We start from the raw sequence: 22,403 nt of genomic DNA, 5'->3' as shown, positions 1-22,403 counted from the left end.
GCGACTTCGTGTCATTTCCTGATATAAGACAGTTTGTATAGCAAACTCGGTATTGACTGTGGGTGAGCTTCCGTGTATAAAAAAGACTAAAAAGTAAGTGGTGTGATGTAGTAAAAGTAAAGTATTACTTTCCTTACTTTACTAATCAAAAGCCGACATCACACGGCGAAAACATTATATTTTTAAATGAAATACTCATTTTCCGGCCATGAAACCTTTGCATGTAAACAGCACTGGTTAAAAAAGGGCCTTGATTATATACAAACGGATAATTCCTTTGGAGATGACGCCGCCGTGGTGCATCTTGGCGTAGGTAAAAATATGGTCACCTCCATCAGGCATTGGATTAGGGCTTTCGGCTTAGTAGACGAAAATGATAACCCCACTCCTATCGCCGAGTTTTTATTCGGCGAAAACGGGGCAGATACTTACCTTGAAGACACGCTAACGCTTTGGCTACTTCATTATCAACTTATCAACCAAGAAAAGTCAAGCATCTATCACTTGGCTTTCAATCAATTTCGTCGCGAGCGGCAAGACTTCACCAAAGGGCACTTGGAGCGCTTCCTTAGACGTAAGATTGAAGAAAACGGCGAACAGTTCAGCGATAAGACCTTAGAAAGCGACATTAAAGTATTTCTGAATAATTACCTGAGTACCAATCCTCTTGACATTGAAGAAGGGTACACCAACGTGTTGCAAGAGCTCAATCTGATCGCTTATTTTTCTACTATAGACGACTCGGGGAAGCTCATCGATTGGTATCGCTTCAACGTGGGGCCCAAGGCAGACCTACCTATCGAAGCATTACTTTATGTGTTATTGGACCAATATCCCGGCCAGCAAAGCCTTAGCTTGGCTGCTTTGGCAAACGATCGTACTTCCCTCGGTAATGTATTCTTACTCAACGAAATTGCGCTGGCAGACCAGCTTAAGCAAATCCCAGCGGCGTATGGCATATATACTGAGACAGCGGGCAATCCGGTGCTGCAATTACAGCCGAACCTCAATCAATGGGATATTCTAAGAAACTATTATGGCAATCACTAAACAAGCATACGAATATTCACCTTCGGTCAACATTAAACGCGACAGCGGAAAAAACCTGCGTTATATCCCTACCTATAATGGTCAGCGAGCATTTGAGCAGATCGTACAATCTGCAGCGACCGGTACACGCACGTTTACCATCATCGGTGCGTACGGCTCGGGCAAGTCTACATTTCTGTGGGCATTAGCTGAGACAGCCGCAGGTCGCAAAACCTTCTTTGATCGGTTTGATTATTTGCTGCGTGGATATCCAAAAAACCAGCTGCTGGATTTGGTCGGTGAATTTACTTCGTTGAAATCCGAATTGGCCAAGGAGCTCAAATGCAACCATGACGAGGTCATTCAAGCCATCACACAATACGCAGAGAAGCTCCAAAAGAAGCAAACTGCGCTCATCATCCGCATCGATGAATACGGCAAGTTCTTGGAATATGCCGCGAAGCACAACCCTCAAGACGAAATATATTTCGTACAGCAACTGGCCGAGCTGGCCAATGACGCTAAACGCAATATTTTACTCATCACCACACTTCACCAAGACTTTGGCGCTTATGCCTTTGGCCTATCCGAGCAACAACGCAACGAATGGACAAAGGTCAAAGGCCGGTTTAAGGAAATCACATTCAATGAGCCTGCAGAGCAATTGTTGTTCATTGCTGCCAATCGACTCAATGAAATTGAATATTCTGCAAAGACCGCTACCCTCAAAAAACTCCTGCAAACCATCGAAAAGGCAAAGGCCTTCCCGTTGAAAGACTATTTCACGCCCGAAGTGGCCCAACAACTCGCACCTATCGAATTATTAGCAGGCAGTGCGCTCACCATTGGGTTACAGCGTTATGGACAAAACGAGCGGTCTTTCTTCTCCTTCATTGAAGCGCAAGACTACCAAGGCCTGTATCAATTTATACAAGCTCCCGATGCACCGCTTTATTACCTGCCTCACGTATATGATTATCTAATATACCACTATTATAGTCCCCTTACCGCGCAGCATAATCCAGACCATCGCGCGTGGCGTTTGATGAGAGACAATATCGAAAAAGCGGAAAGTATCTTTGACACAAACCTTAATGCCGCCTTAGTTGTCATCAAAACCATTGGGCTGCTGAATCTTTTAGGGAACAGTGGCGCCCGAATTGACCACGAATTTTTGACCACGTATCTGAGCCTGGCTGGAAACATTGCGACAGAAACGACTCGGGCCGTGCTCAAAAAGCTCGAATCACACAAACTAATTCGCTATCGCGCTTACAGTAATCGCTATGTATTGTTTGAGGGCACCGATGTGGATATCGATTTAGCCATTGATGAAGCCGGTCGTTTGGTAGAGCAAGTCACAGACATTAGCCAGTATCTCAACAGTTACTTCACTTTCCCGGTTATTCCCGCCAAGCGCTATCAAATTGAGATGGGTACGCCACGTTTTTTTGAAGTACGTCTCAGTGATGAACCGATAGAAGAAACACCCGTGGGAGAGCGCGACGGCTTTATCAACCTTGTATTTTCTACAAAGCGCACTGAAAAAGACCTTATCGACTTTTCGCGTAAAGTAGCGTCTCCGATTCTCTACGTCTACTTTAAGCAGATTCAGCATATTCGAAATCAAGTACATAGTGTGGAAAAGGCTAAACGAGCAAAACTCGAACACACACAAGATATCGTAGCCAAGCGAGAGTTTGACAACATCATCGCTCACCATCAAAATCTACTTCGATACTTCGTGTTGGATAAATTTAATACTGCGAGCAGAGAAGACGTCACCTTCGTTTTTAAGGGCAGGGTAGTTGATGAAATCCATAACCGACGTACACTCAACAATTTTTTAAGTACGATAGCGGAAGACGCCTACCCAAGCACTCCGCGCTATCTTAATGAGATGATCAACAAGACCAAACTGTCGGCCGCTATCACCACTGCACGAAAGAATTTAATTAGGAACCTCATTGACCATAAAGATGCTGAAGATATTGGCTATCCGACTCGTTTGTTCCCTCCCGACAAGATGATCTACATGTCATTATTAAAAGACAAGGGGTTTCATAGAAAATATGAGGAGAAATGGGAATTAATGCCTCCTGAAGACAAGTCGTTCCTACCGCTATGGACAGAATTTCTGCTTTTTTTAGATTCCGCAAAATCCGTGAAACGGCCGTTATCGGATTTCGTAAATAAATTGCTTTCAAAACCTTTTAAAATCAAAAAGGGCCTTGTAGATTTTTTGCTTCCAATATTATTGCTAACAAAAAGGGATTCGTTTGCTCTTTATTACGAAGATGAAAAATACGTACCGGAACTTAGTCCGGACACCTTAGATTTAGTGGTTAAACGAACAGAGAATTATTCTGTAAAAGCATTCGACTTGGATGGGTGGCGTTTGTCAGTTTTCAATCAATATCGACAGTTAGCGAATAAAACCGATGTAAACACTATCACTAATAAAAGTTTTGTTGATACAATAATCCCATTCCTCTCTTTTTATAGAGATTTACCCGAATTCGCAAAACGTACTAAAAAAATAACAAAAGAGGCGCAACACCTGCGTGAAGTGATCTTCAACGCTACTGATCCAGAAAAAGCATTTTTTGAAGAATTTCCTCTCGCCTTAGGTTATACAATTAGTGAACTAACGAACGACGGAGAAAAAATAGCAGCCTATTTTGAACGATTACGATTTGCCATTAAAGAGATACAGACATCTTACACCGCGCTATTAAAACGCTACGAAAAATATGTAGTAGATCACATAATAGGCATCGATTCTTCCGATTTTCTCAAATGGCGCAATTATCTCCAAAATAAATTTAAATCTATAAACAGCTATTTATTGCCATCATACCTAAAAACCTTCTTGCTACGAATAAATTCTCTGTTGGACGATAAAGATGCATGGCTAAAATCTGTTGCGCAGGCTGTCTTAGGAAAGCCTTTTGAAAAAATCACTGACCATGAAGAAGATGTCTTATACTCCCGTTTCAGTCAATGGTATCGAGAGTTAAGTAATTTTGCAGAAATTGAGCAGGCTAAAAAGGATCAAAATCTTCAAGATGCATTCCGTTTAGAATTAACGGGTATTGATAAAGAACACATATCACAAATTATTGAAATCCCATTAACATTATTACCCCAAGTTGAAGCATCAGAACAACAACTAAAAAACCTGTTGACGACGGATAAAAAATTAAATATCCTTATATTAGCAAAGCTGTTAAAAACTCAACTCAACCAAGATGAATAAAAAGGTAAGGCATGTATTGGGAATATCTGGAGGTAAAGATAGTGCCGCGTTAGCCATTTATATGAAGGATAACTATCCACGTTTGGATATTGAGTACTACACTACTGATACTGGAAAAGAGTTGGATGAAACTTATCAGCTCATTGACAATTTAGAAATCTATTTAGGCAAGGAAATTATTCGGTTGGAGGCTGCTAACAAAAGCCACCAAGATCCTTTTGATCATTATTTCGAGATTTTTGGTCGATATCTTCCACGATCTGATGAGAGGTGGTGTACGCGAACGCTCAAATTAGAACCTTTCGAAGCTTTTGTCGGTGATGACTTAGTTGTTTCTTATGTCGGTATCCGTGGAGACGAGGATCGTGAGGGCTATATTTCAAAAAAAGATAACATCCAATCGATATTTCCCTTCCGGCAAAATATCTGGAGCAAGGATGTTATAAGAACTGTTTTTGCTGAGGTCAATAAGGCGCTTGTTAAAGAGTACTATACAGAATATTCAACAAATCAAAATATTTCAAGAATTTTGGAGATCCTTGATAAGAAGACAAATGATTTCTTTTCCATTGAGGATAAGGCCAAATTGCTTTTGGATATCGACACAGTATTATTTAATCATGTAGTTCACCGTTTTCTTCAATTGACAGAGCGTCCTTTATCGCAGGAATCGGACTTTCCCTTGATTAGCAATACAGACATATTGGTTAAGGATGATATTTTCCGGATATTACGTGAGAGTGGTGTTGGCGTTCCAGCATACTATGAACCTATACCATTTGAGATAGATGGCATTAGGAGTACATATTCTCGAAGCCGTTCTGGTTGTTATTTTTGCTTCTTTCAACAAAAAATAGAGTGGGTCTGGTTGTTAGAACAGCATCCGGATCGTTTTGCAAAAGCGGTAGCTTATGAACAAGAAGGTTGTACTTGGATGGACGAAAAGTTGACGGACTTAGCTAAGCCGGAACGCGTAGCTGAGATTAAGCGGGAATATTTAAAGCGCAAAGAGAGGCAGAAGAAAAATGAAAAAATTAATTCAAAATTTCTTCGGGACACACTTTTCGAAGAAAGTGAAGGTTGCATAGCTTGTTTTGTATAAATGGCCTCATTAAACGGTACATTCCAAATCGATGGCTTAAGGTTTATTGACAACTCTCATACTACCAATCGGCAGTTGGGAATATGTTCGAAAATTGTCAAAGAATTGAAAGATAGCCAGATTCCTAAAAATATATTAATTAATAAGCTTGTTAATTGGAGTGCTGAAAAGGAACGAATTAATAAAGAATACTTCTCAAATAGAGGAAAAATAACCAATGGTGGGCGACCCACAACAGCAATTGGTCATTACCTAAACTTGTGTGATTCACTTGGCTTAGTCTCGAGATTTAACAATGTTTATTCGTCTACTCGAATTGGAGGTGTTTTAGCATACTTTTACGACGACGATTTGGAACTAAATATGGCTGAAAAGCTTTTCTACACATTTCAATTACTTAACATTGATGCCGATGCTTTAATACTAATTTTAACACTATTGGAGGACAGGAATCAATTAAACCAAAAGGATTTTCAGAAAGAGTTTAGTCAGGCCCTAAACGACAGATTAGAAAAAAAAAGGTATTTCTCAACGGGTAGTGCAAGATTTAACATAGCTGCCAAGCTTCTGAAAGTTAGTATGATCTGGAAAAACCCAATTAAATATGCAGAGCATATGGTAGCACCACGGTGTGAATGGCTAAAGTCGTTAGGACTATTAAATATTAGAAAAGATGGTGCATCAACAATATATACTCGTAATTCTTTAGGTTCTTACCTATTTAATCAATTGCCTGAATTTGATAATAATTTGAGAGATGTTTCAAGGCAGTGGCTTGAAGATAATTTCTTTGCTGTTTTTGGTTCGGCATTTAACAGTAACGCCTTTGCAATCAACAATATTAATGAGGATGAAGTTATCATTGACGCCATTAAGTTATCTTTCACAACTATAAAAAGCAGTAATACATTTCGGTTGCCTGCATTCGAGAGTTTTTTATTTATTTGTATACAAGCTTTGACCAAAGCTAACAAAATTGTGGGTTTCGGAGAGCTTATATTTGCCTTTAGTCAGGGAATAAAATTAGACAACCGTAAGCTTTTCCTAAAAAAAGGCGCTAGGATAAATGAAAGTTATATTTCTTCGGTTTTGTTATAAGCGAAATGAGACTTAATTGTATAATTGATACTTGTAGCTGTATTTATCTTAGCAATGCGGAATTTCAGCAGAAAAACCTTTTAAAGCATTTAATTGAAATAACGAATCTAAATTATAGCCACGAAGTTCATAAAGAAATATTAGATCACGTTGATAAAGGATTGCCTAAATTTATACAAGATCCTAAACTGAGGGTACGCCCTCGTAAATGGAATGTTTCAGAATATCAACGGAGAATTTTAGGGAAGACGTTAGCTTCAAGGAAGAGAAGAGGGAACCGAGGTGAAGTCGACAATTTTATTGTGTCTTTAGATTTGTTGCACCACATCAAAAAGGGAGCAATTGTCTTTATAACTGATGACAAGAAAGCAATGAACGGTACTATTGGTCAGTGGTTTTCAGCATTTCCTGGATTACAACATTGGTCTTCGTATGATGTAATACTATATTTGTACGCCATGAAAGTAATTCCTTCGAAGGATATTGCTATCGAATTGGTAAGAGATTTGAATGCGATTACCAAGATTGAGGAGGGGAGCAGCGAAGAAATGACCGTAGCTTTGCAGAAACAATTGAAGGAAATCAACGACAAATTAGAAAAAATAGGCCGTTTATACAATTAAAGGTATTCTATGAAATCATTAAGAGATATCAATCTTAAACGTAATCCCTTTAGCGACACTACTCCTTCGAGAGATAGGCACGGCTATTTTTGGGCTGGGATGACATCTGTTAAGGAGAAAATTCAAGATTGTTATGAGTCGTGTTTGAGTTCCAACACAAAACAGCTTATTTTAAACTGGGGCCCTTATGGTGGAGGCAAAACCTTTAGTGCTTATTATTTTTTGGACAAATACAGCAATAAGAAAAATAATATTACACAAGTGTATTTACGATCGCCTAAAGACGGCAGTAAATTAGCTCGAGAAATATTTAATGCTATCATCGATGAATTAACATTCGAGGCTATTGCAGAAAGAGTTAAATCGTTAAAGAAAAATTTTACTGAACAAAATCTGTTACGGTATTTGTCCTCTAAAGCAGGTGTTGAGTACGCAAAGGCTATTATAACAATAGGTTCTGATGATGAAGATATCCAAGGCCTAATGAATCGTTTTTTGTATACAGGGACATTAACAGCGTCGGAGATGAGATCTTTGGGACTAGCCAAACCCATTAAAACAGATAGTGATTTAATAAAATTCCTTACTGGGCTTCTGTCTTGTTTTGCGATAAGCCAAGGACGACAAAAAGGCAGATTGGTCATTTGGTTTGACGAAATGGAAGACATTATCTACTACCCTACGAAACACTATAAAGCCTTTTCGCAATTTCTTAGGGATTTATACGACAACGTATCCGATAATCTTTTAATTTTTTTAAACTTTACATTGGCGGAAGGGGAAGAATCTACGATAGAGCTAATTTTGGGTACAGCACTTTGGTCTCGCATCACAAGAAAAATTAGATATAAAGATTTTAACTACAACGATGCCTTTCAATATGCTGATGATTTATTGAATGAAGTTAGAATCGATAAACAAAACCCACAACCAATCAGTGAGCAAAATCTAAAGAAGCTTTTAAGCATTTTACCTTTAGGAAATCTTACTCCCCGTGAAATCAATAAACATATGTCCTCTATTATTAATTTCCTAAAGTTAAAAGATTTAACGGAAATTGACGACGTTGTAATCAATGGCTTTGTAGAGCAGCAGGATGATTTATGATAAACTGCTAATATAAATTCTCAATCCCCAATCCCCTGCAATAAATCGTTCGTGCTAAAATTCAAGATAAATGCAGAATAATAGCTCGAAAACAAGTCCTGCAAGTAGGATTCGACTTCGACAGGTTCCTCTCCATTTTCTCCTCTCTTAATACTATACTGCCTATTCTTCGTTATCGTATAGAGAAATAGAGTATGAAAGTACACCGATGAAATGTATTTACGTTCCGCAACGTCAAGCTGTTCTTGACTCTTGCATTGTGATTTAAAATCTTTCAATACTTTACTGTCCATATTAATGACGACAGATTCGAGGTTGCCGTCGCTCACCTGAGGAACCATCACTGTCTCGTAGGAAATATCGACACCGACCCCTTCGGCTACCTCGTCCCATGTTTGATAATCCTCTTTCTTCTCCTTATAAACCAACACGAAAGGAGGCAAGCCAAAGGGCTCATCATCGACTTTCCTTTCTACTTGAACTTTCGGAGCTTTAGGGTCAACCACCTTCACCCAAAATAATTCTTCAAAATCTTCTCCGGCACCTGTCAATGTTACTTTCATCTGCAATTCATCACCCACATGAACGGAGTTTTTAGCTGTTAGGCTAATTCTTATTGTTCCCTCATGAGGGCTCGAATGGCCGATATTTAATATCTCCTCAATATTATCTATGCCTGGAGATGAGTCGCCGCCATCACTTTCGTTCTTTTGGTTATATGAAACCAGCGCTATTTTCAAATCACCCGGTTCTTCCACTCTGTCGAAGTAATGGTTTTCCACATCGGTTTGAAAACTGATTGACTTATATTGTCCTCTTGGCAAATTTATAATATTTAACCCATCCTTTTTGGCAGCCTTGATTTTGAAGAAAGAAGGAAAACGCTTTGGCTTGAATGGCTCCCTTTCTTCAACTACTTTTTTTCCACCTAAATTCTCGTTCTTTTCAGGTTTATCTTTCCACCGCTGCTCCAACTTGAACGTTTGCGATAACAATTTCATCATATCGCTATTCATCGGCAAATTTTTTGAAAAGGACTTCAGCATTTCAGTAGTATCCTTTGAGTCAACAGAAATCGAGTCTTTACGTTTTTTCTCTATTTCCGCTAACCTACCTTTGCTGCTTCCCAATTTGCTTGCGAGAAATTTTCTTAAAAGGGCCGTATCACCACCATCTTTTAATCGATCTCGAGATGCCATAAATAACTCTTTCCGAAAATTGTAATGCATATTGGTACAATCAACATGTATGAGGAGGTGGTGTTTGAGTAAGTTAAATTTCAACGACCGAGTAATGAACTCATAGGTATAACTGCCATGTACCTGTCCATTGAGCGAAAACAAAACGGACATATTATTTTTAAAGAACTCGCTTTGGATTGTTTCTTTTGTCTCTTTTATGTTCTTTCCATCAATTCTTGATCTAAACACATAGCATGTCACTTTAAAGGGGCCGAATGGATCCTCTTGAAACGTTTCTGAAAAATAGTCTTCTATATATTTATTTTCATCTTGCTCTAAGCGCCGCTGCAAACCATATAAGTCACGTTCTAAGTTAATGTCTTTGGGGTAACGATATTTCCGATCCACGGTCAAAATCGGCAGAGCGGGATTAAACAAAAACTCATTAAGGCTTTGATTCAAATCACGCGAAATTACGGAGCGGCTACCTTCAGGGAGTGTATATGAATAAAGTTTGACGATTGAACCTGTCTCAAACAGGGTATCATATAGATTCAAATCAAGCTTGTCAATTTTAAAGGATGGGATCTTACCATCAATCTTCAAATACTCATACCACGTATTTTTCTTTCTTCCTTCCTCTTCTTTGGTTAACGGGTGTTCTCTAATTAACGTAAACCCAAAATCACCTGTCTTGTCAAATTTTCTCGACCCAATCAGTTGATATCCTTTCTTGCCACAGAATATGATAGCCCCACTACCACCCATATTATACTTTCCTTGTACGAAGTGGATTTCATTTTTATTACCTCTGAGCAACGATAGGAATGTACTTTCTAAGTCTTCCGGATGTTGCCCTTCACCATTATCGTATATGGTAATACTTGAATTCAGCTTTGGGCCATCAGCAAGAATTTGGATATGTTTAGCCTGTAACTTACGAGGGCCGGTCAAATCCCAATTTTTGTAATCTGGGAAGAAGCGTTCGCGAGCTTCGTCCATGCTCTTAGGGGCATCTGCGGATTTTGGATCGATTCCAGCCTCATAACACTTACGCATAAGTGTAGCATCAATAGAGTTGGTAATTTTTTCTATTAAAGCCGCAATAGGTGACGCTTGTTGGTTTTCAATGACTCCATAATTATTTTCATTCCCACCCAAAGGAAACCAATTTTTTTGTTGAAAGATCTCAAATTGACTTCCTATGCAAATATCTATCTCTTCCTCTGTATGACATTGAAAAATATCTTTAAATAATTTTCTATGTGTATCCATAACTCATAATTTACTATTCCAACAACAAGTTATTCCCATAAGTAACTGTATAGTCTTAAATCAGTATCAACTTCAATAACTTCGATTCCAACACTCTCTAGAAAAAGGCGCTTTCCACTTGATATCGTCCCACGTTCGTTAACATGCATATACCAACCCAAGAACGATCTATCTTGAAATTCTTTGAAGTATCTTTTCCTCTCGATTAGTAGCCATCTGAGAAAGGTTTCATTTTCCTCCAAGCCTAGCCCAAATATTATCAAAGATTTATTGAATATAATATGTAGCCATGTATTCCTTCCTTTCCAATGGTATTGCGCTTTCCCATTAAACAATCGGTCATCGCCACTATGGATTAGCCTTCTAGCTCTTTCTACACTTCCCATGTAATCGGAAAGTCCTAAACGAATACTTCTGTGATATTTGCGTAGGCCATTTATATACCAAATTCCAAATCCACTTAGTGGATTGGCAAGGGCTAACGAGCCGTGATAGGAACTCCATGGATAAAAGTCATTTGTCCACTTCAAATGAAATAGTTGAAAGTTACCTGTTTCTCTCAAGGTTTCATCGTAGTTGGTAGTTAAGATAGGGGCGTTCCACTCCTTTATCTTATTGACTACATGTTGGTGATGTATCAGAGGAGTCCAACCCCCAAGAAGATTCGCGACTTCTTTATGAAGGTCGACCTCTTGATTATTATTTAATAGCTCTAACACGTCATAAAACTCCGTCACGGATATACCGTTTGGACGAATTTGTAGGGTTTCTGTAGTAACCCTATGCCACAAATGAACGAGCAATGCGTCCCACGACAAACCGGCACTGTTATTAAAGCGATTAATTCCGTTTCCGATAATAAATGCGATAGAATGGCGATGGTCGTTTATATACGTTTTAAGAGCCAGCAAATCCATACTGATGAGTCTTATCTTATCAATCGGACTGAATTGTCGTCAACAACTTCAAACCAAGTTCCCCGATATTTGCTAGAAGCAATTGATGATCCTAAATAAATTTGTTTCGCAAGAGATATACTTCCCTTCCTATTTTGATAAAGGTTCTGTTCTTCAATATCACATGCTATCTCGCCGTATATTGCGGTCTTATCTTTTTTAATCATCAAAACCTTTCCAATTGCCTCGTGTAATGTTAGCGTATTTTTCATGTTTTTTTGTCTACTTGTGTTAAAACTATAGTTGTCAACTGCTATATCACCAACAACCTATCCACCTGTTCCAGCGACTCCTTTACCGTGAGCATATGCTCATGGTATTTCGGTGATACGAACGTAATCTCTGTGTGTTCACCCTTGGCTTTGTAAAATGCCACATTATCAAAGTTCACCCGTACGGATTCTTCTGCTTTCAATTACGTCAATCTAAGTATAGTTGCCATATAGTACGTTCTTTGCATCTAATTGTAATACCACCATCCTATTCCGCTTCGTATATATCTGCCAGGTCAATCCACTGTTTTCAAGCGGGTCGGTCAGTTTAAGTTCCGCAGCGTTTTTACCTTTGTTCGCAGCCCACCAACGGTTGTAATGCGGCAGCACTTCGCCAAGTGGTACCTCGCGACTCAGGTCGTGCTCGTCAAACACCCGGACGGCTAAAGACGGCCAGTCGACTTGCAGTCTGACGGCTTCAATGGCATAAAGCATCACCAATCCGACCTCAACGGGACCTCCATAATAGGATGAGTGCATAGGCCGAGGATAGTTAGACACCACTTGGGCGCCCGAAGCATGATTCATTAACGTCTCGATGTGGGATACGTTAAAAGCAGGTAACGTCATGTCCTGAAAGCGTTCCGCCTTCACCTCCTGCACAAACTTTTCCACCATGTCCGGTTCATTTTTGTTACAGGCAACGGCCACCAGCAGCATTACTATATATATGTATTTCATTTTCGGGTATTCAGCATCCACGTAATCCATAGAATTCAATAGTTGCCTTTTTGCCGGCAGCTTTAGCTACTTCCATGATATCTATTTCTGCAATCAGTTTTTCCGTATCTTTTGCAAGAAAATCGTATAACTTTTTGGGCATTTCTTCTTTATCGATTCTGGTCATCCATTCTTTGACAGTCATATTCCCGTCTTTCTTGTACCCAGGTGTCTCAAATTCATCCCGTAGAAGGCAGTACAACTCTTTTCGTTGTCCAAAATTTAAATTCTCGACGAATGTTTCAAATCCATATTGTTTGTCCAAATGAAGGTCACGAATTGTGATTTTACATACCATCAACGGGATCATATCATGTAGTACTACCCACCGTTGTTCTTGCTCAGAAACACAGGTAAGTAACAGTATATTAGACTATTCCAATTTGGCACACGCGTGTGCCAAATCTTACCTATCAGGCTCCCGCCCTATTTAAACCTTTACATACTTAGTCATTTTTACTTGCCATTTCCTGTTAATCTGTATTTTACAAGTGCCCCTTGCAAAAAATCTGCGACGCCTGTCGCAGTTTTACCAATTCAGATCAATTATTTCTTCTTCCCTATCTCAAACCCTATCGCTCTTCTTTCCGGAATGGGCTGTTCCGCTTTCTCTTGCAATCTGTCAATATATTCAAATATCAACTCTATATTCTTGTCCTGTCCATCCTGCTTCTTGCTGATTTTCTCAACTGCGCTTTTTATCCCTGCAATCTCCAAACGAAGCTCCGTATTATCAGCAAGCATTTGACGGATACGGGTGAAGACACGCATGATCTGTATGTTGATATATATTGCCTGCTTGCTGTTAAGAACGCTCGACAACATTGCCACGCCCTGCTCGGTAAATGCAAAAGGTTTGGCTCCTCCAAATACTTTCTTATCTGGTATCACAAATTGTGATACCATCAAATTGAGTTCGTCCTCGGACACTTCAAACATAAAATCCTCAGGGAACCTATCAATATTCCGTCTTACCGCTTGCTTCAGCACCCTTGTTTCGACCCCATATAGCGAGGCTAGATCTCTATCCAACATCACTTTTTGTCCCCTGATGTAATAGATTTGGTTCATCACCACCTCATCCGCTATTGTTATCTTATTGTTTTCTGGTTTGGTCTTAGCCATAGGCTTTTTTTTATTGGAGGTCACAAATTGTGATCTTAAATAAGTATCACAATCTGTGACACCCCGTTAGTTTATAATCAGTTAGTAAATCTCTGTTATATTCTTACTTCTTTTGCCCAAAGAACGCCTCAAATAACTCCCCCGGATTTTTCCCTACCGCCTTTTCAATAAGTAATAGTTCGTACGCTTCGAGTGCTCCCCTGCGGAAATATATTTCCTTTATTCTTTCATCGTCGATTCCTGTTTTAGTCGCAACCTCCTCTGGAGAATTTTTGCTTTCTTCAAACTGCAGCATGAATTGACCAAAGTCACTCCGCTCGGGAGCGACATATTTGTTTATCTTAAAGTCAAGTGTAGGGTAAACAATTTTAGAAGCCTTGGAACAAAGATCTCCAAATGCAGTGTAAATTTTGTAAAAAGTTTCTGCCGTAAGCCGCTCGACCAGACCTTTTTTCAGTTTGCTAATCTGACCTTTTGAAATCTCTGACTTATCTACCAAGGTTTTATCGAACCAGTTAAGTTCTTCCAGCCTTTCCAAGATGTATTTGTCTATCCTATGCTCCATCAAAATTTAAGTTTCTTCGTTTTAAAATTTTGAATTAAAGAAACCATATATTATATTTGCATTTAATTGCTTGACAATGATGTGCGAAGAAAAAATTATATTTCGTCTCTTTCACTCGCCAATGAAATTTCTCCGTAATATTCTTTGAATACGTCTAATAGATTCATTTTCATCCCGTCCGAAAAACGAATCACTTCTTCTGCCGTCGCCCTTTTTTCTTTATCGCTTAGATACTTTGAAATCTTTCCATTGGCCATGCCCAGTTTTGTTTCAACTCCCTTTCTCGGTTGAGTATACGTTCCAAAAAGCTTACCTGCAGGAGATGCTTCTTTTAGGTTTTCCAAAAGATTTATTGGTTCACGATCGGGAAATATTTCATCGATGGATTCATTAAAACTTTCTTCATCGAGGCCGGCCTCATGATTTGAAACGTAAACAATAGGATAAAGTTCATCCGCATATAAAATGGCCGTTTCCTCATGACATAGCGCATTAATTCGATCTGTTGAAATTCCAGTTATACGTGAGACTTTTGATTTATTCGATTTTAATTTTTCTAAATATTTCCCTAAAGCTGTATCCATAAATAAACTTTTATACGAGTTTTGGTTAAAATATTTCCAAATCCCAGATTAAATTCCTACATTTGACTTATTAAAAGCAGCGACAATCAAGTTGTGGAAAAATCCGCAACTATAGACGATGTCTCTCTTTTCGGAAAAATCCGCCAAATTTGCCCGAGAGAGTACCGTAAGGTCGCCCATCTATTACTGGAAGTTATATCTTTGCATATACACCAGTAAGGGCGGCATTTGCGTTTGTACTTCTAAGGGCCAACAGATTTTGTTGAGAGGTTTCCTGGCGGATTTCCTCCGAATTAGAAGGAGCAAGGCCGTTCCTGCTGGTTTTCAGCGTGGACACCCGTAGACATCGTTTTCATAAATCATCGATCATGAAAACGAGACAACTAACCCTAAAAACTAACCACTCTCGCAACCTCGTTGCAGAACCCAACCGAATTTGCCTTACCTCACGGGGGCGCATAGCATCCCGCAAACTCTTCTCAAAAAACCTTATCTGCCCACCCGAATAGGGCTGGAGCCAATAAACGCTGGGCGTGTAAACAACAAGGGCGAAAAGCCTTCGTTGCCGAAGGCATCAAAAATGCCAATGGCCACTTCCCGGTGACACCGACCCCAAGCCAAGAAAACCGCGTTTTGTTTGTCTAGGTCACGGAGTAGATGTCTGCTTATTGGTTTTGTTCACCCTAAAGGTAGTGTCTTACTTCTTTACCTCCAAATTTTCGCTGAATTTTTCATTGGCCCAGCGGTCGGTTTTTTAAACAAAAAATTCATAAAACACTAATAACCAATGAACAAATGAAGCGAATTTTACGCTATGGGAAGTGCTTTGCCCTTTCCAAGATACAAATACAATTCGGCCAAAGGCCATTCCACATAGCCATTCGGCGGGCAATAAGCCGTGCCAAAGCGGGCCTTGCCGTGCAACAGGAAAACGCTGTAACAAATGGCGCACTTTCTTCGTCTAATCCACAAGGCCACGGCCAGAAGACTTTACTATGTGTGCAGACCCATGCGCAGGCCCTCGCCCACCCCGGGCGGGGCCGCGCAAATGGGGTACTGGCACTGCTCCTGCTGGCGGTAAGCATAAGTATTTCCTTACAAGCCTATCCTCATAGCCGCCAAATAATCGCAGCAGACAGCATCACACCGCTGCAAATAGGCGATGCCATACCCGAAGAATTGTGGGATATGCCCCTACCGATTTGGTCAGCGGCAAATAATAGCGTGCAAACCAGCAAACTTGGTGATTACCGTGGGAAAACCATCATTCTTGACTTTTGGGCTACTTGGTGCACGGCCTGCATAGCCTCATTTCCCGATCTCCACAAGTTAGCAGATCAATACCACGAGGATCTGGTAGTCATGCCGGTTACCTACCAGCGCGCGGTGGATGTCAATAGCTTCTATACGAAGTCACCGATGCAGAAAAAAATAGGGGAATCCTTCAAGACTATCATTGAAGCTACTTTAAACACGTACTTTCCGAGAAAAACCATTCCACATACTGTCGTGATAGACGGAAAGGGCATGGTACACGCTATCACATCCCCGCTCTACCTGAAAGCAGAGACCATCGCCAACCTTATCACGGGTGCGCAGCCGTACATTCCGCTGAAAAGAGAGCTTCACCTCAAAAAGGCTTTATTAAAGCATGCTTATGATGATGTCATCACGCACGGAAAGCTATACTACACAGCGATAACGGGGCCTACCGATGGCTTTGTTTCGGCGGGCGATTTAGCGTCGGATACGCTCAAGGGTACAAAACGATATTATACCACGGGGCAGCCCATACTTCAACTATACGCTGCCACATTGCTATACACAACGCATGCTACGCTGGTGTTCACCCCCAACAGGCGGATATTGGCTGTGGACACACCGGGCAATTTTCTCGCCCACACCACCCCAGACGGCGCAAGCACGCTGAACAGCTTGGAATGGAGAAACACAAACACCTACAACTATGAATCCATATTCCCGATAACGGTAAGCGAAGCGGAAATGCGAGAGAAAATGCGCTTGGACCTGGATTTTCATTTTGGCCTGAAAAGCGGCATTGAAAAACGACGGATGAAATGCCTCATTTTGTCTGAAGCACCGTGGAATCGTGCACCCTTTCGGTCCAACGACAGTACCAAGTCAATGCTGGTAATCAATCAATACAGCTACAGCAAAAACGCAGCAAACCGCCGGCACATCGGAAAATCCGAAAACGGGGCCATTAATTACATGCGCAATGGCACGGTCTCGGGCTTGATAGCGATTTTAAACGGTAGAAGCCCCGCCTCGGGCTATTTCTGCATGTTGCCTCCGGTCATCAACGAGGTCCAATACACCGGCAGAATCAACCTTGATCTCCCCGACGATTTAACGGATCTTGATGCCCTAAAGCGCACATTGCTGGCCCAGGGGTTGATACTGGAAGAAGAATACCGAAACATTGACATGTTTGTCCTTGCTTACCCATCAACCTCGATCCCAACGGAAGAACTTAAACTAACGCCTCTTGGATACGTCCGCTAAACTCATCATTTCATGAACACCAACCTATTGCTTGGCATCTTGCTATGCATACACGCAACGATAAGCTTTGCCCAACATCCGATACAGGGAAAAGTTTCAGACAACAATGGAACCCCTTTGGAAAATGCGATCATAAGACACGATAGAACAATAGTCGCCTATACCGACAAAGACGGTCTTTTCAAATTTAATGCGCCAGCCGCCGATAGCCTGTTGCTGACGGTCAGCCACCTCGGGTACATCACGGTAGATAAAACCCTTCATTTCCCATACGAACAATACCATGTGGTACAATTGACCCCGCTTGCCAATGAACTGCAGGAAGTCAATGTATATACGGGATATCAAATCCTTCCCAAGGAGCGTGCAACGGGCTCCTTTGAATCTGTGGACAATAAGTTGCTGAATCGTCAGATTGGCACGGATGTCATCAGCCGCCTAAATGGTCTCGTACCCGGCGTACTGTTCAACCACCGGCAGGGCGACCAAAGCCAATGGTTCAACATAAGGGGCATCAGCACGCTTACCGCATCGCGCGATGTATCCGCTCCACTGATTGTCTTGGATAATTTCCCATATGAAGGAAACATCGACAACATCAATCCCAATGATGTCGAAAACATCACGTTCCTTAAAGATGCCGCTGCAACTTCAATCTGGGGCGCACGCGCGGGGAACGGCGTAGTGGTCATTACGACGAAAAAAGGCGGATATAACACGCCGATGACCGTGTCGTTAAACGCCAATGTGACACTCAGGGAAAAGCCCGATCTGTTTTACAGGCCCCAGATGAGCCCGGCTGAGTTTATCGATATGGAGTCTTTTCTTTTTGAACAGGGGGCATTTGACGCCAACCTTGGCAATAGCCGTACTTGGCCGGTCATCACACCGGTGGTCGAGATCCTTGAAAAGGAAAGAAGTGGCGAATGGTCTGCGCAGCAAGCGCGCACAGCGATTGATGCACTGCGGGCAAACGATATTAGAAGGGATTATTCCAACTATCTCTATCGAAATGCGATAAACCAACAGTACGCACTTAGCCTAAAGGGCGGTGCCGGCAAAGCAAACTACCTCATTTCGGCCGGATTCGACAAAAACCTGGAAAACCTGCGCAGAAACAGCTTCGACCGGATCAATCTGCGATCGCAGCTTGGCATAAAGCCCACAGATCGCATTGAGCTGCAAGCCGGATTGGCCTACACCATTAATTCATCGGCAGACAACAATTCCGGAGAAATCCGCCTGGGGGCAAACAGAGGTATCTACCCCTATGCCCGCCTGGTAGATGAAAACGGCCTGCCTGCCATCATTGAGCAGGACTATAGGAAGGGTTACGTGGATACGGCTGGCGGTGGGAGGCTGCTCGACTGGTATTACCGCCCGTTGGAAGAAGTTCGTCTTGCCGACAATACCACGGGCATGCGTGATCTGCTGTTTAATCTGGGTGCAAATCTACGCTTAGCCAGATCAGTCAACGCCGAAGTGAAGTATATGTACGAATATCAGACAACAAACCAGCAGCATATACGAAGCGAGGAAGGCTACTTCACCCGCAACCTAATAAACAGGTTCACACAGCTTGACGGCGACAATATCGAATATGCCGTGCCGTTTGGGGCTGTGCTTGACCATTCCATGTCCAATCTTTCTGCACAGTCGTTGCGGACCCAATTCAATGCAAACATTGACTGGTGGGGGCCGCACAAGCTCAACGGGCTTGTGGGTGGAGAAATCAGAAGTACCATGATCAGGGGCGCTACCGGCCGCCAATACGGATATGACAGCGACCTGATGACGGCTCAGGCCGTTGATTATATCAATAGGTATCCTGTCTATGACGGCCTTGCCTCCAATGCGTTGATACCGAACATGGATGCCTTCTCGGGCAGGGATATCCGGTTTGTCTCGCTGTACGCCAATGCAGCCTACGCCTATAACGACAAATATATCGTATCCGGCAGCGCCCGCAGGGATGCCTCGAACCTATTCGGCGTGGAGACCAATAACAAATGGAAGCCGCTCTGGTCCCTTGGAGCAAAATGGCGGATCGATAAAGAACCTTTTTTCAAAAGCCCGATGCTTTCCAGACTGTCTCTGGGCATTACCTACGGGTATAGCGGCAATGTGAATAACAGTATCCCTGCTGTGACGACCATGATTTACAGTAATAGCCTCAGCCAACTGGCAAGGCTGTCCTATGGGACAATCCAAAACCCGCCGAACCCGCTGCTACGGTGGGAAAATGTGAGCCAATTGAATGTGAGAGCTGAAATAGCCAGCAGAAACAACCGCATAACAACAAACCTTGAGTATTACCGGAAAAAATCTGAGGACCTGATCGGCGCGGTAAACGCGGACCTGACGACGGGTTTCATGACGTCAAGTACCAACAGTGCTTCACTGTTGACCCATGGAATGGACATCAGCATCGCTACGCAAAATACGGTCGGAAAACTCAGTTGGAACACAAATGCTTTTATTTCCTACAACACAAACACAGTCTCTGAATACCTGTATGACGGCTATAGCATCGCTTCCTACCTGGCATCGGACAATACCATTGTCCCCGCGGTGGGTTATCCGGTTAACAGTGTATTCAGCTACCGGTGGGCTGGATTGGACCCGGCTAACGGTGACCCTCGGGGCTATCTGGATGGCCAGCCGTCGACGGATTATTTGAGGCTTACACAGCCTGAAGGCTTAGAAGATCTTGTTTTTCACGGCAGCGCGATACCGGAGGTATTTGGCGGGCTCAGGAACGATTTTTCTTACAAGAACTTCTCCTTGTCCGTCAATATAACATACCGGCTTGGCTATTTCTTTAGAGCCGAATCCATACAATACAGTACATTGCTCCGGCCCAACACGGAGTGGGGCCATGGGGACTTTGCTAAGAGATGGAAGGCTCCGGGAGATGAACGCTACACCCAAGTGCCTTCCATGCGTTATCCTGTCGATGCGCGTAGGGATAATTTCTACGCATATTCTGAAATACTGGTAAACAAAGGTGACCACATCCGGTTGCAGGATATTAATCTCAGTTACCACATGCCGGGTACACCCGTCGGAAACCTGAAGTTCACGCTATATGCGCGGAACCTGGGTTTGATCTGGAAGGCCAGCGACATTGGCCTTGACCCTGATTTCCCATCAATGGCGCCCCAAAGGACGATAGCGTTTGGCGTATCATCAAATTTTTAAGCATACCGCACCAAGTAAAAAAACTAAAAACATTTATTCGATTCAATGAAAAGAAGTCTCAATTATTTAACTTGCCTGTTGCTGACGGCATCCTGCACGGAGTTTTTAAATGAAAAGCCGGATCGTGCACTAGCCATACCGAATAGCCTTCAGGACCTGCAGGCCATTCTGGACAATGAAACCAGAAACAGCAACCTGCCCGATGCAGGCGACATCGGCAGCGACTATTATTATCTGGATGACCGGGCCTGGAATGGCATGAACGAAACCATACGGGCAAACTACAGTTGGCTCGCTGATTTGCCTCCGGCAACCAACAACTGGTACCTCAATTATCAACGGATATTCGATGCCAATGTGGTGCTGGAGGCTGCCGGGGATATGGACGGCATTGACGGCAAAACGGGCGATATAGACCGGATTAAGGGAGAAGCGTATTTTCTGCGTGGATGGATGTTTTGCCAGCTCGCGCAGCTCTTCTCTCCTCCTTTCGGTGCCGATGATCAAAATACGCCATTGGGCATCCCTTTGCGGTTGACACCGGATATCAATGACGTTTCCTACAGGTCTACGGTTACGGAAACCTATAGGCAGATTATCAGCGACCTGAATGCAGCCGTGCAATTATTGCCTGATGCATCAGCGTACAAAACCAGACCCGGCAAAGCAGCCGCTTACGCAGCATTAAGCCGTACATATCTTGCCATGCGCGACTATGAGTCCGCCTTCTTATATGCGGATTCGTGTCTCGCCATCCATAATGCGCTTCTGGATTACAACCAGCTGGACAGTACCAAAAGCAACCCTTTCGAGCCACTAAACGCTGAAGTGATCTACCATGCACGGTTTTTTTCGATACCGCTGTTTAACAGCACCGCGCGGGTAGATTCAAACCTGTACAGCTTGTATGACGAAGCAGATTTAAGGAAGCAATTGTTTTACCACACCAACAATGCGGGCGTCACTGGGTTTTACGGAGACTATTCAGGCTCGGTAAGTGGCCCCTCGTTCGCCGGGATAGCTACAGATGAAATATTGCTGACCCGTGCAGAATGCCTGGTCAGGATGGGAAGAATCGATGAAGGTGTACGGGATTTAAACATGTTGCTCCGCAACCGGATCAGCACCGACGCTTTTCATGAGCTCTCCTTTGCAGAAGGACATGATGCCCTTGACAGGATACTCATCGAAAGAAGAAAAGAACTTGCTTTTCGCGGTGGTATCCGATGGATGGATTTAAGGCGGCTGAATAAAGAAGGGCGACATGAAGAACGTCTGATCCGCCGGATAAACGGCGAGGAATACATACTGGAACCGAACGATGCGAGATACACTTGGCTGATTCCGTTTGAAGTCGTGCAAATCACGGGCATGGCCCAAAACCCAAGGTAAAACAATAGGTCGCCCGCTTTGGGCGACCATATTGTCATAACCGGCCATTAGGGTTGGAAAAATACATCGCTGTAATTACCCGGATTCTGGATTCTATTTTGCAATCCAGGATCTGATAAATCCGGCCCCTCGCTTCCTTCAGGTGCGATCACGCCGCAAAGCGTTGCGCCACCCTCGCACATGTCCTCCAGAGACTCACCGGTGTCATTTTGCTGATAGTGAGCGGGATCAAGTGGGTCATTTCCATCAAAAATCCACTCCTGGTTTTGGCTGCCATTTTGCACACTTTTCTTCCACATCACTTTTGCAATGGAGAGCGTTGTGCTGGCCATCATCACTGCCACCATAAATAAACCAACTACTTTTTTAAAAACCATAGGCTTTAAAG

18 protein-coding genes are annotated in these 22,403 nt (G+C 42.4%); 9 read left to right on the top strand and 9 right to left on the bottom strand.

Features of this window, described 5'->3' with window-relative positions; all coding sequences use genetic code 11:
* Positions 1-186 precede the first annotated feature (186 nt).
* The 6 genes from JHJ32_RS21975 to JHJ32_RS21950 are packed head-to-tail and all read left to right on the top strand — an operon-like array spanning position 187 to position 8,218.
* Entirely contained in the window at positions 187-1,050 is an 864-nt protein-coding gene (locus JHJ32_RS21975) for a DUF4007 family protein (protein WP_200122750.1), read from the top strand.
* A complete protein-coding gene (locus JHJ32_RS21970) occupies positions 1,037-4,288 on the top strand; it encodes an ATP-binding protein (RefSeq protein WP_200122748.1) in 3,252 nt (1,083 codons plus the stop codon). Before JHJ32_RS21975 ends, JHJ32_RS21970 begins: the two co-directional genes overlap by 14 nt.
* Positions 4,281-5,390 carry a phosphoadenosine phosphosulfate reductase family protein gene (locus tag JHJ32_RS21965; RefSeq protein ID WP_200122746.1) on the top strand — a complete coding sequence of 370 codons (1,110 nt, stop codon included), beginning with the start codon at positions 4,281-4,283 and terminating at the stop codon, positions 5,388-5,390. Before JHJ32_RS21970 ends, JHJ32_RS21965 begins: the two co-directional genes overlap by 8 nt.
* Entirely contained in the window at positions 5,391-6,488 is a 1,098-nt protein-coding gene (locus JHJ32_RS21960) for a hypothetical protein (protein ID WP_200122744.1), read from the top strand.
* Between the two features lie 5 nt (positions 6,489-6,493).
* Entirely contained in the window at positions 6,494-7,111 is a 618-nt protein-coding gene (locus JHJ32_RS21955; RefSeq protein ID WP_200122742.1) for a hypothetical protein, read from the top strand.
* Positions 7,112-7,120: 9 nt separating this feature from the next.
* Complete coding sequence (locus JHJ32_RS21950) at positions 7,121-8,218, top strand: hypothetical protein (protein WP_200122740.1); 1,098 nt, start codon at positions 7,121-7,123, stop codon at positions 8,216-8,218.
* A gap of 20 nt (positions 8,219-8,238) precedes the next feature.
* On the opposite strand, the gene JHJ32_RS21945 is transcribed toward JHJ32_RS21950, so the two are convergent.
* From JHJ32_RS21945 to JHJ32_RS21905, 8 genes are all read right to left on the bottom strand, one after another.
* Entirely contained in the window at positions 8,239-10,674 is a 2,436-nt protein-coding gene (locus tag JHJ32_RS21945) for a hypothetical protein (protein ID WP_200122738.1), read from the bottom strand.
* A gap of 29 nt (positions 10,675-10,703) precedes the next feature.
* Positions 10,704-11,591 carry a hypothetical protein gene (locus JHJ32_RS21940; RefSeq protein ID WP_200122736.1) on the bottom strand — a complete coding sequence of 296 codons (888 nt, stop codon included), beginning with the start codon at positions 11,589-11,591 and terminating at the stop codon, positions 10,704-10,706.
* Between the two features lie 292 nt (positions 11,592-11,883).
* Positions 11,884-12,045 (bottom strand): hypothetical protein, encoded by a 162-nt coding sequence (locus JHJ32_RS21930; protein WP_200122732.1) that lies wholly within the window; start codon positions 12,043-12,045, stop codon positions 11,884-11,886.
* Positions 12,046-12,055: 10 nt separating this feature from the next.
* Positions 12,056-12,583: a DUF4943 family protein gene (locus tag JHJ32_RS21925; protein ID WP_200122730.1), complete on the bottom strand. Its 528-nt coding sequence runs from the start codon at positions 12,581-12,583 to the stop codon at positions 12,056-12,058.
* Between the two features lie 10 nt (positions 12,584-12,593).
* Positions 12,594-12,767, bottom strand: coding sequence for a hypothetical protein (locus tag JHJ32_RS21920; RefSeq protein ID WP_200122729.1), 174 nt, complete (start codon positions 12,765-12,767; stop codon positions 12,594-12,596).
* 401 nt (positions 12,768-13,168) lie between these two features.
* Positions 13,169-13,747 (bottom strand): ORF6N domain-containing protein, encoded by a 579-nt coding sequence (locus JHJ32_RS21915; protein ID WP_233632804.1) that lies wholly within the window; start codon positions 13,745-13,747, stop codon positions 13,169-13,171.
* A 103-nt stretch (positions 13,748-13,850) separates the two neighbouring features.
* Positions 13,851-14,312: a hypothetical protein gene (locus JHJ32_RS21910; protein ID WP_233632803.1), complete on the bottom strand. Its 462-nt coding sequence runs from the start codon at positions 14,310-14,312 to the stop codon at positions 13,851-13,853.
* A gap of 95 nt (positions 14,313-14,407) precedes the next feature.
* On the bottom strand, positions 14,408-14,896 hold the full coding sequence (locus tag JHJ32_RS21905) for a hypothetical protein (protein ID WP_200122725.1): 489 nt from the start codon (positions 14,894-14,896) through the stop codon (positions 14,408-14,410).
* A gap of 795 nt (positions 14,897-15,691) precedes the next feature.
* On the opposite strand from JHJ32_RS21905, the gene JHJ32_RS21900 reads away from it, so the two are divergent.
* From JHJ32_RS21900 to JHJ32_RS21890, 3 genes are read left to right on the top strand one after another with little or no spacing between them, the layout of a single operon-like run.
* Positions 15,692-17,422 (top strand): TlpA disulfide reductase family protein, encoded by a 1,731-nt coding sequence (locus JHJ32_RS21900; RefSeq protein ID WP_200122723.1) that lies wholly within the window; start codon positions 15,692-15,694, stop codon positions 17,420-17,422.
* Between the two features lie 12 nt (positions 17,423-17,434).
* A complete protein-coding gene (locus JHJ32_RS21895) occupies positions 17,435-20,623 on the top strand; it encodes a SusC/RagA family TonB-linked outer membrane protein (protein WP_200122721.1) in 3,189 nt (1,062 codons plus the stop codon).
* A 45-nt stretch (positions 20,624-20,668) separates the two neighbouring features.
* Positions 20,669-22,015: a RagB/SusD family nutrient uptake outer membrane protein gene (locus tag JHJ32_RS21890; RefSeq protein ID WP_200122710.1), complete on the top strand. Its 1,347-nt coding sequence runs from the start codon at positions 20,669-20,671 to the stop codon at positions 22,013-22,015.
* 47 nt (positions 22,016-22,062) lie between these two features.
* On the opposite strand, the gene JHJ32_RS21885 is transcribed toward JHJ32_RS21890, so the two are convergent.
* Positions 22,063-22,403, bottom strand: a 341-nt coding sequence (locus JHJ32_RS21885; RefSeq protein ID WP_200122708.1) for a hypothetical protein, incomplete at its 5' end; no start/stop codon positions are given.

Origin of the sequence: Parapedobacter sp. ISTM3, assembly GCF_016533505.1 — a bacterium.
In the GTDB taxonomy this organism is placed as follows: Bacteria; Bacteroidota; Bacteroidia; order Sphingobacteriales; family Sphingobacteriaceae; genus Parapedobacter; species Parapedobacter luteus.
Note: the sequence above shows the minus strand (reverse complement) of the source record. Positions and strands in the feature narration are given on the sequence as shown.

Excerpts from the sequence above, each read along its gene's own strand:
- JHJ32_RS21975 (WP_200122750.1), top strand. The coding sequence starts at position 187 with ATGAAATACTCATTTTCCGGCCATGAAACCTTTGCATGTAAACAGCAC.
- JHJ32_RS21970 (WP_200122748.1), top strand. The coding sequence starts at position 1,037 with ATGGCAATCACTAAACAAGCATACGAATATTCACCTTCGGTCAACATT.
- JHJ32_RS21965 (WP_200122746.1), top strand. The coding sequence starts at position 4,281 with ATGAATAAAAAGGTAAGGCATGTATTGGGAATATCTGGAGGTAAAGAT.
- JHJ32_RS21960 (WP_200122744.1), top strand. The coding sequence starts at position 5,391 with ATGGCCTCATTAAACGGTACATTCCAAATCGATGGCTTAAGGTTTATT.
- JHJ32_RS21955 (WP_200122742.1), top strand. The coding sequence starts at position 6,494 with ATGAGACTTAATTGTATAATTGATACTTGTAGCTGTATTTATCTTAGC.
- JHJ32_RS21950 (WP_200122740.1), top strand. The coding sequence starts at position 7,121 with ATGAAATCATTAAGAGATATCAATCTTAAACGTAATCCCTTTAGCGAC.
- JHJ32_RS21945 (WP_200122738.1), bottom strand. The coding sequence starts at position 10,674 with ATGGATACACATAGAAAATTATTTAAAGATATTTTTCAATGTCATACA.
- JHJ32_RS21940 (WP_200122736.1), bottom strand. The coding sequence starts at position 11,591 with ATGGATTTGCTGGCTCTTAAAACGTATATAAACGACCATCGCCATTCT.
- JHJ32_RS21925 (WP_200122730.1), bottom strand. The coding sequence starts at position 12,583 with ATGAAATACATATATATAGTAATGCTGCTGGTGGCCGTTGCCTGTAAC.
- JHJ32_RS21920 (WP_200122729.1), bottom strand. The coding sequence starts at position 12,767 with ATGACTGTCAAAGAATGGATGACCAGAATCGATAAAGAAGAAATGCCC.
- JHJ32_RS21915 (WP_233632804.1), bottom strand. The coding sequence starts at position 13,747 with ATGGCTAAGACCAAACCAGAAAACAATAAGATAACAATAGCGGATGAG.
- JHJ32_RS21910 (WP_233632803.1), bottom strand. The coding sequence starts at position 14,312 with ATGGAGCATAGGATAGACAAATACATCTTGGAAAGGCTGGAAGAACTT.
- JHJ32_RS21905 (WP_200122725.1), bottom strand. The coding sequence starts at position 14,896 with ATGGATACAGCTTTAGGGAAATATTTAGAAAAATTAAAATCGAATAAA.
- JHJ32_RS21900 (WP_200122723.1), top strand. The coding sequence starts at position 15,692 with ATGAAGCGAATTTTACGCTATGGGAAGTGCTTTGCCCTTTCCAAGATA.
- JHJ32_RS21895 (WP_200122721.1), top strand. The coding sequence starts at position 17,435 with ATGAACACCAACCTATTGCTTGGCATCTTGCTATGCATACACGCAACG.
- JHJ32_RS21890 (WP_200122710.1), top strand. The coding sequence starts at position 20,669 with ATGAAAAGAAGTCTCAATTATTTAACTTGCCTGTTGCTGACGGCATCC.